Below are 14,671 nucleotides of genomic sequence, written 5' to 3' on the forward strand. Positions count from 1 at the left end.
TTTTTAAACAAACACCAAAATTTTACGATATGAGGAATCTATCCGCATTATTTTTGACATCCATGGTCGTCTCGGTTGCCTATGGACAAACTTCTATACAAGGAGTGGTCAAAGATGGTTCCAGCATGATATCCATGCCAGGGGTCACCATTAGTATCAAGGGGAAAGCAGCATCTACCAAAACCGACGCAACGGGTAAATTTCAGATCAACGCCTCTCCTACCGACTCCTTAGTTTTCAATTTTCTAGGCTACCGTACACAAACGGTATACATCGGAAACCAAACGCAACTTAATGTTTTTCTGGAGAACGAAAATAAAGCGTTGGAAGAGGTTGTCGTAATCGGTTATGGTACACAGAAAAAGGCCGACCTCACGGGATCAATTAGCTCATTGAAATCTTCAGATATTGCCAAACAACCAGCGATGTCAGCAATGCAATCCATTCAGGGTAAAGCGGCGGGATTAAATATTATAGCCAATGAAGCTCCGGGTTCATCTCCAAATGTCATTATTAGAGGTTTGGGAACAGCTTTGGGTGGGAGAAATCCATTATATATCGTTGATGGTATTGCACAAACAGACATCAACAACATCAACCCTTCGGATATCGAATCTATGGATGTGTTGAAAGATGCTTCTTCGGCTTCTATCTATGGTTTAAGAGCTGCGAATGGCGTCATTATCGTTACAACAAAAAAAGGTAAGGCAGGCACTGTTAATATCAATTATGAAAGTTATGCTGGACTAAAAACTATTCTGAATAAAGTAAAAATGGCCAATGCATCACAATTTGCACAATATGCAAATGAATATTGGTCTTCTACAGGGGAAAAATATAGCCTAAAAACACAACAAACATATGATACAGATTGGTATGATGAATTGTTAAAAACAGGTTCTGTGTTTAATAACTCCCTCAATATTTCTGGGGGAACTGAGAAAATTGACTATTTTGTATCTGCTAACAATTTTACCGAAAATGGTATTATAGATGGTTCAAAATATGTTAGAAACACTATCCGTAATAATAATGTATACAAATTCTTAAATAATCGTCTGAAATTCAGTCAAAATCTAAATCTGACCTTAACAAACTCCACGCCAAAGCCATATAGCGCATTTAACACAGCGTATCGACAAGCTCCAATAATGCCTGTTCGTTATGATAATGGCCGTTATGCGACAGGATATTATAATCAAAGCACTGGTCTCGGGGGAATAACTGGCGGCCCCGACGATATTATTGCCAAATTAAACGATGAAGGAAACCCCTTATATGAGGTTCTCCGCCAAAATGAAAAAATAAATACACTTCGTCTACAAGGTAGTTTTGAAGGCGAATTTAAAATTACCGACTATTTAAAAGTCAATTCACGTATTGGTGGCAATAAGTTCTATTCCAAACAACGTATTTTCACTAATATTAAAGATCGTTGGCTCAACGCTAACCCGCAGAGAACAGATGCAGACTTTGCAGCAAATAAAGCGGCCTCTCCAAATGACATCCAATTTGCAAATAATAGTTTGAACTATGCTGATCTAGAACAATTCCGTTGGTCTTGGGAAAACTTCTTAACATTTAACAAAAGCTTTGATAAGCATCATATTGAAGCTGTTTTAGGGATGTCGCGTGAGAAGTATGATATCAATAGCATGACGAGTATGACAGGATATGATGTTCCGGAAAAAGAGCAATACTGGAATATTAACCTTGCTAATAACACCTCAGGCGCAGACTATAATCGGATTGCATTGCAGACCTACTATACTCCACGAGCACTGGCTTCTTACTTTGGACGTGTTCAATATAACTATGATAGTAAATACTATTTAACAGCAACATTACGACGTGACGGTTCTAGTGTATTTCGCAATACGGGAAAATACTGGGGCACCTTCCCGTCTGTTGGATTAGGATGGACAGCCACCAATGAAAGTTTCATGAAAGATATTAGCTGGATTAACTTATTGAAAATTCGTGGAAACTGGGGAAAACTTGGTAATCAAGACATTCCGTTAAACGTATCGACAATTCTACAAAGTCCAGAAAGTTCGAGTTACAATTATGTATTTGGACCTGAACAAACAATGGTATTCGGAAGTGCCTATGGAACTCCGGCGAAAAATTTAAGTTGGGAGGTTACGGAAGAAACTGGGGCTGGATTAGATTTTGCATTCTTAAACAATCAACTTTCTGGTTCGATTGACTACTATCATAAAATGAATACGAATGCCATCTTACTGGTCACTCCGACTTATACTTCTGCTTATGAGGAAAAATTTTATGATCATGGAGCCAAAATCCTAAATCAAGGAATCGAACTCGCTCTAAACTGGAACAAGTCTATTTCTCCGGATTTTAGTTATACTGTCGGTGTAAATTACTCGTATAACAAAAACACCGTTAAGGAAGTCAAAGCTGCATACGATGGAGATCAAGGGGGAAGCCTAGGCAATGGAGAATTAACAAAACAATTACGTGTTGGACAACCCATTTATGGATGGTGGATGTTCGAAACAAATGGAGTATTTCAGAATGCCGAAGATGTCAAAAATTACCCATCAAATGGGCCAGCTAGACCTGGATATTTGAAATTCAAAGATCAAAATGACGATGGTATCATTGACACACGCGATCGTGTATTCTTTGGTTCATTTTTACCATCGTCTACTTACGGTATCAATTTGGGGATTAATTACAAAATGATAGACTTTAATCTTTCGGGATATGGGGTTTCGGGCAACAAAATATACAATGGATTAAGAAGTGCACGGATGAACGCGGGTCAAAATGTTGATTTAGAAACTTTTGAAAACCGCTGGACCCCAGATAACCCTACAAATGTGCATCCAGGAGCAGATAGATCATATTTACCTTCCAATTATTACTTAGAGTCTGGAAGCTATTTCCGAATCAACAATATCACGTTAGGTTATACTTTTAATAACCTATATAGTTCAAAATCCAAATTACGTTTATATGTAACAGCTCAAAATCCGTTTATGTTCACGAATTACAGTGGTTTCTCTCCTGAATTGGCTGGCGATGGAAGCCCGAATCTAACGTCAGGAGTTGAACTTGGAGCCTACCCAACCACGCGTAACTTCCTTTTTGGACTTAATATGCAATTTTAATCTTTAAAATTACAACACCATGAAAATTAATAAACTCTATATAGCAATTCTTTTAAGTACCGGATTCGCCTTGCAATCCTGTAAAGACAATAGTTTTCTGGATGTTCCGTCAAAAGAACGCGTGGAAGCAGGAGATAGTGAAACGGTCAATACTCCAGAGCAATTCGTCAATGGTATATATGGGATGTTCACCGAGTGGGACTATGCTTTTTCCTTTTTGGGAATAACAGAAATGATTTCGGATAATGCAGATAAAGGTAGTTCCGCCACCGATGCGGGAGGTGATAAATTATTGTTGGATAACCTAACGTACACGTCAACGGCAGGGTCGTTCCAATCGATGTGGATACGCTGGTATAAATCAATTGGGCGAGCCTCTCAAGCAATAGATTATACTGAAAAATTTGGATTAACGGATGAGGCTTATAAAAATAGGCTGATCGGCGAAGCTCGTTTTCTACGTGCATTAAACTACTTCTACCTTGTACGCGGTTGGGGGGATATTCCTATTCAAGAACGTGATTTAATTAAAAGGGAACCAGCATCTGAGGTTTATGCTTATATCGAAGCTGACCTCCAGTTTGCTATTGATCACCTTCCCATTAAAACCGCTTATGCAGCTAAGGACCTAGGAAGGGCGACTAAAGGCGCTGCTCAAGGCCTGTTATCAAAAGTATATTTATATCAAAGTAAATGGCAGCAAGCAGCTGATATGGCTAAAACCGTTATCAATTCCGGAGGTTATAGTCTTGAATCGAATTATGCGACAATCTGGCGCTTAGCAGGGGAAAATGGTCCGGAATCGCTATTTGAATGGCAAGCACGAGGTACGTCCATTGCCCATGGTATACAACAATATAGCCAAGTACAGGCTCCACGTGGTGGCGCTGTCAATCTAGGCTGGGGCTTCAACATACCAAGCCAGAATTTGTTGGATGCTTTCAATGCTGAAAAAGACAATATCCGTCGCGATGCGACCATTATTTTCAGAGGTGAAACGCTTTACGATGGACGGTTGATTGACAATGGTGTTGAAAATCCAATGTATAATGAAAAAGCTTACTCTTCTGCCAATGGTGGTGCAGCTGATGGGGATAAAAACGTTCGTTATCTTCGCTTGGGTGAAATTTACCTTATCCTTGCTGAGGCTTCCAATGAAGTAGGTAATAGCAGTGAGGCGTTAAACGCGTTAAATACTATTCGCACACGTGTTAAATTACCAAACATAACCACCACAGACCAAGCACAGCTCCGTCAATTGATTTGGAAAGAAAGACGTCTTGAACTGGCCTTTGAGCACGACCGCTGGTTTGATCTTGTTCGTACTAAACAAGCAAAAACAGCTATGGCTGCAAATGGAAAAACGTTTCAGGATAAAATGTTGCTCTTTCCAATTCCAGAAAACCAACGTATTCAGACTCCGGAAATGCCGCAAAATCCAGATTGGTAACACACAAACTATAAACCGTCCAAATGGCCTATGGTCGTTTGGACATTTTTCAAGATTCTTAAAAAATATTTTATCCATGAGAAAACGAATAGCATATCCGAGCCTTACTGGTATTGCTTTGGCCCTTCTTCTCAGCAGTTCATGCCAAAACGCCTCTACCAACGGATCCGCAGATCCGTCCACAAAAGATTCTATAGGTCAAAATAAAGTAAATGAAGACTCCCTATTGACGAATATTCAGCAACAGACCTTTCAATATTTTTGGGAAGGTGCCGAACCTACATCAGGCCTAGCCCGCGAACGTATTCATATGGATGGAGTCTACCCCGAGAATGATCGTAATGTGGTGACCATCGGCGGAAGTGGTTTTGGTCTGATGGGAATGATCGTCGCCATGGAACGCGGATTTATCACGGTGGACCAAGGTACGCAAAAGCTCAACCACATTATGGATTATCTTGCCAAAATAGAGCGATTTCGTGGTGCATGGGCACATTGGTATGACGGCGAATTAGGCACAGCCAAACCTTTCAGCGAAAAAGACAATGGCGGAGATATTGTTGAAACAGCTTTCTTAGCACAGGGTCTCATCACCGTTCGTGAGTATCTGAAAGATAAAAGCGATGCCGCCAAAGTAGTCGCACAAAAAGCCGATAAACTTTGGAAAGAAATAGACTGGAATCATTATACAAATGGACAAAACGTGCTGTATTGGCATTGGAGCCCAAAATTTAATTTTCAGCAGAATCATCCCATCAAGGGTTACGATGAATGTCTAATCACTTATGTTTTAGCAGCCTCCTCTCCCTCTCATCCTATCGCTCCAAGTGTATACCATGAGGGATGGGCTAGATCTGGAGGGATTAAAAGCAATGCTAAAAAATACGATATCCCATTAGTACTTAAACACAATGCCAAAGAAGGCGAAGTGGGTCCTTTATTCTGGGAACACTATTCTTACTTGGGTCTAAGTCCGAAAGGACTAAAAGATCAGTATGCTGATTATTGGGAAGCGACACGCAATCATGTCAAAATAAACTTGGCATATGCCGGGCAAAACCCAAAAGGCTATAAAGGTTATGGTGTAGACAAAGGTTGGGGCTGGACAGCTAGTTATTCCATCAAGGGGTACGATGCGCATCATCCGGACAATGACCCCGGCGTAATCTCGCCTACGGCAGCACTGTCTTCTATGCCCTACTCGCCACATGAAAGTATTCAATTTGCACAATATCTGAATAGGCAACTGGGAGCCAAAGTTTGGGGTAAATATGGCTATTATGATGCCTATAGTGAAACCGCCAATTGGTTTCCGCAACGCTATCTAGCGATCGATCAAGGACCGATCATTGTCATGATCGAGAACTATAGAACAGGAAAAATCTGGAACTTGTTCATGCAAGCACCAGAGATTCAGCAAGGATTGAAAAAACTTGGTTTTACAAGTCCTTATTTAAAGTAGTGGTAAATTCCGGAATCATTTTCAATCCGTCACACGTTGAAAATGGTTCCATCCACGAAAACAACATTACATCCTATCAAAGAGGTTCAAGAAGCATATTGAACATTTTACATAAACTTACAATGTTGCGAGGAATACAAAATCCACACGCACACAAAAAAATAATACGATGAAAAAAGTAGTAGGTACTTTCCTTCTTGCATTTTTAGCTTGGCATACAAGCCCAGCCCAATCCAATCAGAAAATGGACCGTTTCATTGATCAGCTTATGGCTAAGATGACCGTCGAAGAAAAAATTGGACAACTTAACCTAGTCACCGGTGGGGAGGCGACAACAGGAACTACCGTTTCTACGGATGTGGAAGCCAAAATCCGAAATGGCCAGATCGGCGGCATTTTCAGTATGAGTACACCATCCAAAATTCGCAAAACTCAAGAAATTGCAATCAAGCAGTCTAGACTTAAGATTCCTATTATCTTTGGGATGGATGTTATTCATGGTTATCGTACTGTATTCCCTATTCCCTTGGGACTTGCCGCTACCTGGGATATGAACTTAATTGAACAGTCTGCCCGTATTGCTGCCGAAGAAGCTACTGCCGATGGTATTAACTGGGCATTTTCGCCAATGGTGGATATTTCCAGAGATCCGAGATGGGGGCGTATTTCTGAGGGGTCGGGTGAAGATACTTACCTAAGTTCAAAAGTTGCTGAGGCCATTGTCCATGGCTTTCAGGGGGATAATTTAGCAGCACATAACACCATGATGGCTTGTGTCAAGCACTTTGCATTATATGGCGCCGCAGAAGGCGGGCGAGACTACAACAGTACAGACATGAGTCTCCATCGGATGTACAATGAGTATTTACCCCCCTACAAAGCAGCGTTAGATGCCGGTGCAGGAAGTATCATGACCTCTTTTAACGATATCAATGGTGTACCCGCTTCGGCAAACAAATGGTTAATGACAGATGTCTTACGTGAGCAATGGGGCTTTAAAGGTTTGGTTGTAACAGACTACACAGCGGTCAACGAACTCACAGCACATGGACTTGGAGATCTACAACAAGTTTCTGCTTTGAGCCTAAATGCCGGAATTGATATGGACATGGTCGGCGAAGGTTTTCTTACCACGTTGAAAAGATCACTTGATGAAGGTAAAGTTAAAATAACTGATATTGATAGAGCTTGTCGGTTTGTACTAGAAGCGAAGTATAAACTGGGATTATTTGAAGATCCCTATCGTTATTGCGATGAGCAGCGTGCCAAAACGACAATCGGTTCTGCAGCCAATCATACCAAAGCAAGAGAAATTGCCGCTAAATCATTTGTCCTTCTTAAAAATGAAAAACAAGCACTCCCTTTAAGGAAATCCGGAACAGTTGCTGTGATTGGCCCTTTAGCCAACTCAGGTGCCAATATGCAGGGAACCTGGAGTGTGAGTGCAGAATTGGAGAAAACAGAATCATTAGTGGAAGGAATGAAAGTGGTATTAGGCAATAAAGTAAATATCCTCACACATCTGGGCAGTAATCTACTTGAAGATTCAAACTACCAGAAACATGCGACAATGTTTGGCCGTACTATAGCCAGAGATCCCCGAAAAGAAGAGGAAACTATTGCGGAAGCAGTGAAAGTCGCGCAACAGTCGGATGTCATTGTTGCTGCACTTGGAGAATCGTCGGAAATGTCAGGTGAGAGTTCCAGTCGTTCCGAACTGGATATTCCAAAAAATCAGCAGAATTTACTAAAAGCACTATTGGCAACAGGAAAACCAGTTGTACTTGTATTATTTACAGGTAGACCGCTGACACTCACCTGGGAAGACACCCATGTGCCAGCCATATTAAATGTTTGGTTTGGTGGGTCAGAAACCGGAAAGGCTGTTGCAGACGTATTGTTTGGAGATGTTGTTCCTTCTGGAAAGATTACAGCGACTTTCCCTCGTAATGTTGGACAGATCCCCATCTATTATGCACACAAAAATACGGGCAGACCTTATGGAAATTCAGGTGATTTTGAAAAATTCAAATCGAATTATCTAGACGTAAGCAATTCACCACTCTACCCTTTTGGTTATGGATTGAGTTATACGAGCTTTACCTATGGAGAGGTTCATCTTGATAAAAACACATTGGACAACAGCAGTAATATTCAAGCGAGTATTACTATTAGCAATACAGGGCATTATGACGCCGAAGAAACTGTTCAATTATATATCCAGGATTTGGTAGGTTCGGTCACCCGTCCTGTAAAAGAACTAAAAGGATTTCAAAAAATATTTTTAAAGAAAGGTGAAACGAAGACTGTTAAATTTGAGATTCGAGTTAAAGACCTCAAATTCTTTGATAACAATCTGAACTATGTAGCCGAACCGGGAGATTTCAAAGTTTACATCGGCCCCAATAGCCGTGATGTAAAGGAGGAGGATTTTAAGCTGCTTTAAAGTCGATTTACCCCGCTTATCAGGGACTTACATTACTTTTTAGACAGCTTTTACTTGTCTGCTTAGTGGTTGGGGTACAAATTAACTATTGATTAATACCAACTTCGGTATTAATAGGGTATTTACAAGGGGTTAGCAGGGGGTTAACAGGGGTATAACAGGGATAAACCCCTATTAACCCCCTGTTAAAACCTTATAAAGTATCTGCTAATAGGGTTTTACTGACGAAGATGGTGTTAACTTGGTTATACGTTAAGTACCAGCATCTGTAAACAACCTAATAAAACAAATAGGACAATTTCAAAAATAGGCCCAATACTCCTTACAGAGAAATTAGCACTGTTAGCGTAAATCCCTAATCTCTTTATTATTTCATATTCCCATCAAAGCTTTCAAACAATAAACGTAATTCCGCTGCTTTCTCGGGATAATCATTTAGAATATTGGTTCGCTCACTTGGATCCCAGGCAATATTATGCAATTCTTCTACCGCATCATATGGCTTTCCTGATATCTGGTTAACACCTGCCGGTATTCGTCTATATTTCCAATCACCAGCTCGAACAGCCTCAACATGACCATAGTTTACTAGAAATATAGGTCGATGTTGAGCCTTTAAATCTTCTGCTTTACCACTCAATAAAGCATCTATTGCCTGACCATCAATGGATCTTTTTGGAAGAGGGGCTCCTGTCCATTTTGCCACTGTCGGCAATACATCTAGATTACTGATTGCCTGTCTGATGACCTTGCCTTCCTGCGCATATCCTTTTCCGTATACAATAAATGGAACACGAACTCCACCTTCAGTCGTTTCAGCTTTCGATCCTTTAAATACACCGGCTGTGCCTACGTGCCAGTTTTTTGTCGCATGATCATCTGACATTCGTGAAGGATAAGCTATCCAAGGTCCATTGTCACTGGAGAAGATCAAAATTGTATTGTCTGCTAGTCCTTTTCTCTCTACGGTTTTCCAAAGTTCAGCAAAATTATGATCCAACTGACGCATAACGGCCCCAAGGGGGCCTGCATTCTGCTGATCGGCAAACTTATTCTTTTTGTTCGCAAAAGCCAATGGAAGATGTGGGAAGTTGTGCGCATAATATAAAAAGAATGGATGATCTTTATCTTGATTTTCGATAAAATCCACCGTTTCTTTATGATACAATGCACTTAAATCCGAATCATCAGGTGCGACGACCTCCGGTCTTCTATTTCTAAAAATTTTAATCACAGAATCCGTTTTTACGTAGGGGTCGCGATAGTCATGGCTATACAACATCCCATAGAAAAAATCAAACCCTTGTTTATTAGGGTGATGATAAGATTGTTTATCGCCTAGATGCCACTTACCAATTAATGCTGTTCGGTACCCTACCTTTTTTAACAATTCGGCAATCGTTTCTTCCTCATCCGGTAGGCCAAGATTCGATCCCGGACCGATTGGGGCAGGTAGATTATAACGGGAAGCATAACGCCCAGTCAGCAAAGATGCCCGCGAGGGGGTACAAGAGGGGGTTGACACCATAAAGTTTGTTGCCCGCACACCTTTACTGGCGATCGAATCCAAAAAAGGGGTTGATATATTTGGACTGCCATAACAACCGAGGTCACTGTACCCTAAATCATCGGTAAGAATCAGGATTATATTAGGCTTCTTATTTTGTGCATGAACAAATGTAACGAAGAGAAACATGGTCATTGCCATGAAAAATTTAGTAAATCGCATCATGATCGCATTAGTTAATTGGAAATAGTGCTGCAAGATAAGAAAATACCGACAAGTGCCAACGCCAATCGAAAACTTGTTTCTATTTTGAAGACATTGAGGGAGGCGAGCGCCTCCCCTGCTGTCAATTTGAGAAAAGATAAGGGAAATTTATCTATCACAAATATAAAAGATATTTCAATATAATCTACTAATCCTATAGATTTTATTAAAACACAAACAAAATCCGATTTACGATGAGCAAAACATCTCCGTATACACTAATTACCAACAACTTAAAAAATTAACGATTATTTATTTGAGGGACTGAAGATAATCCTTAATTAACATTATCCCCTCCTCATGAAGTATAGAGGTTCCTTTTTGAGGCATATGCATCTCACCTAGTACAGACATTCGTCCGATAATTTTTGCCTGTTTGAGCCAAATCCCAGTTTCGTTTATTGGACTTTCAAATCTAAGATCAAGCATCGTCATATAGGCAGTTCCCATCGGGTTATGACAATGCGCGCAATTCACCTCCAGATAGGCTCTTGCCCGGTGCTCGCTAGATTGACTAAGGTCATCATAGCTAGGTAACGAAGTTAGCTGTCTCGCTAGCAGGATATCTATTATACCTTTATCTTTCAGATAGGCTAACTGTTGAATTGTGTCAGTATCCCGAAACACGACCCGATTTAAATTTTTGACTTTGGGACCTATCGGGAGCATACGATTTCCCTGACGATGACATGCCATACAGTCTGTGCGTGAAGGAATGATATAATTTGTCTGTCGTTTCACTCCTTTATTATCTAAAAATGCAACAGGTACAACTGCACTATCGGCTAATAAGAAGGCCTCATCTTGGGTCGAATTCCATTGATAGGTTGCTGCATTCCACTGCCCCTCTTTGTTGATCAGGAGACGTGTTTCAAGCAGTACTAATGTAGACGCTTGTATCGTGTCTTTCTTTGGGTAAAAAAAAGATTTGGCGATAATGGTTCCATCTGGAAAATCTGGCAATCCATCATCAGAAGCCACTAATTTCTTTCCTTTTGGCAGGAAAATAACACGTTTTTTGTCGGCGTAATCTGTAAACAGTGCGGAAGCCAACTCATAAGAAACCCCTTGATCATTGGGTATGAGATTAGCTATTTTCCCTTTGAACAATCCGTAATCGGATAGTTTATCTCTAAATACGACATTGTCGGCCACTAATTTGCCTCTGTCCTTGTTGTTGAGTAGAATAAAAAGTATGGGTATTAGCAAAACACCCATTAAAATTATCACTTTTTTCATGCCACTTGTGCTCCTCTTCCCTTTCGCAATTTTCTATTGTCGGGGCGAAGATAGGACAAAAAAATTTTATATTTAAATGTCATTAACCAAAAATCGCATCCATGGAAGACATGATTCTTTACAATCGGCTTCAATTTGCCTTTACAATCACATTCCACTATTTATTTCCCCAACTGACTATGGGATTATCATTGATGATTGTTTATTTCAAATGGAAATTTTTACAAACACACAATGAAGATTACAACAATGCATCAAAGTTTTGGATGAAAATCTTTGCACTGAATTTTACAATGGGTGTTGTGACAGGTATACCCATGGAATTTCAATTTGGCACAAATTGGGCAAAATTCTCCGAACTTACAGGGGGAATCATTGGACAGACCTTAGCAATGGAAGGAATGTTTTCATTTTTCCTGGAGTCTTCCTTTTTGGGAATGTTTCTCTTCGGAGAAAAATTACTTGGTCACAAGCTACACTTTCTCTCCGGTTTGATGGTATTCATTGGATCTTGGGCCAGTGGATTTCTAATTATTGCCACGCATTCCTGGATGCAGCACCCTGTAGGTTATGAAATTCTCGAAAATGGCAAGTTTGTGCTGAACAATTTCAGTTCTTTATTTAGCAATCCATGGTTATGGCCTTCTTATCTCCACAATCAAGCTGGATCTTTGGTTACAAGTTCTTTTTTTGTTGCGTCTATAGGAGCTTTCTACCTCCTTAGCGATAGACATAGTAAATTTGGAAAAATATTCGTTAAAAGCGGCGTAATCTTTGGTGCCATTTCATCTGTCATGCTCGCATTTCCTACAGGAGATCTAGCTGCCAAAAATGTGGTAAAATATCAACCAGCATCATTCGCAGCGATGGAAGGTATCTTCAAAACAGAAAAAGGGGGATCCGAAATTATCCTGATCGGTCAACCTGATATGGAAAACAAAAAACTGGACAATAAAATTGCGGTTCCTAATGTTTTAAGCTTCCTTACCTACCAACGTTGGGATGCAGAGATAAAAGGCCTGAATGAGTTTAACGACTCATTACATCCAACGAATGTTCCGGGGCTCTATTATAGCTATCACATCATGGTTGGTTTAGGTACAATATTTATTGGAATCATGGTATTGGGCAGCTTTTTACTTTGGCGAAATAAGTTATATCAGACCAAATGGTTACTGTGGATCATTATGTTTATGATCCCTTTTCCCTACATCGCCAATACGGCAGGCTGGTATACATCCGAACTAGGACGACAACCTTGGTTGGTATACAATCTGATGCGGATGGTAGATGGGGTATCGCCCACGGTATCTTCTGGTAATACGTTATTTACTTTACTGGGATTTGTCGGACTCTATATTCTTTTGGGATTGTTGTTCCTTATGTTAGTATTGAAAATTATTAGAAAAGGCCCCGAGCCTCATATTGCTTTAAACTAATTTGTTATGGAAATATTCTGGTTTATTGTATTGACTTTCATGTTGGGCATTTATGTTGTCCTTGATGGTTACGATTTTGGAGCGGGAATTGTACATTTATTCTTCGCAAAGACCGAAGAGGAGAAAAAGGCTGTAACAAATGCAATCGGGCCTTTTTGGGACGCTAATGAAGTCTGGCTGATTGCCTCTGGTGGTGTTTTATTTTTTGCTTTCCCAACACTTTATGCGTCATCTTTTAGCGGATTCTACCTCCCTCTGATGCTCGTATTGTGGTTACTGATCTTTAGGGCGATAAGTCTTGAGCTAAGAGGACAAATACATCACCGACTTTGGGAAGCATTATGGGATAAAGCTTTTGGTTTAGCTAGCTTACTCCTAGCACTATTCTTTGGCGCTGCCTTAGGCAACGTCGTCCGTGGAGTCAATCTGGGGATGGTTGAAAACGGGGTATCCACGCAAGAACCGCATTATTTCTTCCTCGCACTCTGGAACCCAACTTTCGATCCTTTAGCTGAACATCAAGGTATCATTGACTGGTTCACAGTGATACTAGGCTTAGTAGCGGTCGTCACACTGACTATCCATGGTGCAGGATGGGTCATATTAAAAACATCCAGCACCCTAAATCAGCGACTTAAAGACATCATATTTAAATTGAATTTCGTATTACTTGTATTGGTCATTCTATCTGCTTATGTCTGGCATTATGTAAAACCAATCTCCTTAAATAATCTGCAAAATCATTATTGGCTCTGGATATTCCCGTTGATTGCAGCGATTGGCCTGCTGGGACAATTTTGGATTAGGACGTTCAAAAAAGATGGTACGGGTTTTATGTTCTCTTCCCTATTTATACTGGGAAGCTTTGCAACCACAGTGGCCTCTATGTTTCCAACCTTATTACCATCAACCAATGAGGTAAACCCCTCGCTTACCATCCAGAATGCCGCAGCACATGAATATGGCCTCTCTGTAGGTTTGGGATGGTTTATTTTTGCAGCAATTTTGGTGGTAGCTTATTTTATTATTCAATTTAGGGTCTTTAAAGGAAAACTGGATGATGTAGGCTATGGTGAGCATTAGCATAATCGCTCCGACAAGCTAGAGCCCCAGTAATTTATGAGTTAGCGCAAATTGTACCAATTCGACCATATTTTTCACTTTAAATTTGGTCAGAAGATTACGTCGGTGTGTTTCTATCGTAACGGGACTTAAAAATAGTTTCTCCGCAATCTGATTACTGGTATAGCCATCGGCAACCATCGTCAAAATCTCCTTTTCCCTTCGTGTTAAACGTGGAAGATCTTCCATGGAGGTGACAGCTCCGGCATAAAGATCCTTTGCCCTATCGCAAAGCGCTTTCTTTCCATCAAGTCCAAGCTGTACACAACGAAGGAATTCGTCATTAGAAACATCCTTTAGTATATAACCATTCCCGCCATTTCGCATAAACTGAAAAATAAGATTACGATCCGCTAAATTGCTCAATGCAACAACTGGAACCACGGGAAACAGCTTCTTCACCTGTAGACAGACGTCCAATCCGCTGGTGTTCAAAAGCTGCATATCCATAAGCACCAAATCTACTTTCGTCGTATCCAAAAATTCGATCAATGATACTTCCTCCAGAAATGAATACACTTTATACCCGAGTTGGTTATTGAGAAAAGAAGTCACCCCTTCCAATAATAAGGGATGATCGTCTAACACGGCAATAATTTTCATAC

General features: G+C 40.4%; 9 protein-coding genes. 6 read left to right on the plus strand and 3 right to left on the minus strand.

Annotated elements, in window-relative coordinates; all coding sequences use genetic code 11:
• The first annotated feature begins 29 nt into the window (after window positions 1–29).
• The 4 genes from AC07UV_RS02415 to bglX all read left to right on the plus strand — a co-directional run bounded on the left by AC07UV_RS02415 (window position 30) and on the right by bglX (window position 8,495).
• Window positions 30–3,137: a SusC/RagA family TonB-linked outer membrane protein gene (locus tag AC07UV_RS02415; RefSeq protein ID WP_495182603.1), complete on the plus strand. Its 3,108-nt coding sequence runs from the start codon at window positions 30–32 to the stop codon at window positions 3,135–3,137.
• Window positions 3,138–3,156: 19 nt separating this feature from the next.
• Complete coding sequence (locus tag AC07UV_RS02420; RefSeq protein WP_495182604.1) at window positions 3,157–4,587, plus strand: RagB/SusD family nutrient uptake outer membrane protein; 1,431 nt, start codon at window positions 3,157–3,159, stop codon at window positions 4,585–4,587.
• Window positions 4,588–4,663: 76 nt separating this feature from the next.
• Window positions 4,664–6,049, plus strand: a complete 1,386-nt coding sequence (locus AC07UV_RS02425; RefSeq protein ID WP_495182605.1) for a glucoamylase family protein — start codon at window positions 4,664–4,666, stop codon at window positions 6,047–6,049.
• Window positions 6,050–6,218: 169 nt separating this feature from the next.
• Entirely contained in the window at window positions 6,219–8,495 is a 2,277-nt protein-coding gene (bglX, locus tag AC07UV_RS02430; protein WP_495182606.1) for a beta-glucosidase BglX, read from the plus strand.
• 367 nt (window positions 8,496–8,862) lie between these two features.
• Here the strand turns inward: bglX and AC07UV_RS02435 are convergent, their stop codons facing one another.
• Together AC07UV_RS02435 and AC07UV_RS02440 are read right to left on the minus strand one after the other, a co-directional pair.
• A complete protein-coding gene (locus AC07UV_RS02435; RefSeq protein ID WP_495182607.1) occupies window positions 8,863–10,227 on the minus strand; it encodes a sulfatase-like hydrolase/transferase in 1,365 nt (454 codons plus the stop codon).
• A gap of 291 nt (window positions 10,228–10,518) precedes the next feature.
• Window positions 10,519–11,505 carry a hypothetical protein gene (locus tag AC07UV_RS02440; RefSeq protein ID WP_495182608.1) on the minus strand — a complete coding sequence of 329 codons (987 nt, stop codon included), beginning with the start codon at window positions 11,503–11,505 and terminating at the stop codon, window positions 10,519–10,521.
• 101 nt (window positions 11,506–11,606) lie between these two features.
• Here AC07UV_RS02440 and AC07UV_RS02445 point away from each other — a divergent pair, with 101 nt between their 5' ends.
• Window positions 11,607–12,944 carry a cytochrome ubiquinol oxidase subunit I gene (locus AC07UV_RS02445; protein WP_282253574.1) on the plus strand — a complete coding sequence of 446 codons (1,338 nt, stop codon included), beginning with the start codon at window positions 11,607–11,609 and terminating at the stop codon, window positions 12,942–12,944.
• Between the two features lie 6 nt (window positions 12,945–12,950).
• The gene (gene cydB, locus AC07UV_RS02450) at window positions 12,951–14,027 is read left to right on the plus strand and encodes a cytochrome d ubiquinol oxidase subunit II (protein WP_282253573.1); all 1,077 of its coding nucleotides are present in this window, start codon (window positions 12,951–12,953) and stop codon (window positions 14,025–14,027) included.
• A gap of 18 nt (window positions 14,028–14,045) precedes the next feature.
• Here cydB and AC07UV_RS02455 read toward each other — a convergent pair whose 3' ends face one another.
• Window positions 14,046–14,669: a response regulator transcription factor gene (locus AC07UV_RS02455; protein WP_282253572.1), complete on the minus strand. Its 624-nt coding sequence runs from the start codon at window positions 14,667–14,669 to the stop codon at window positions 14,046–14,048.
• Between the last annotated feature and the right edge of the window lie 2 nt (window positions 14,670–14,671).

The organism is Sphingobacterium sp. GW821-FHT03E03 (assembly GCF_059420745.1).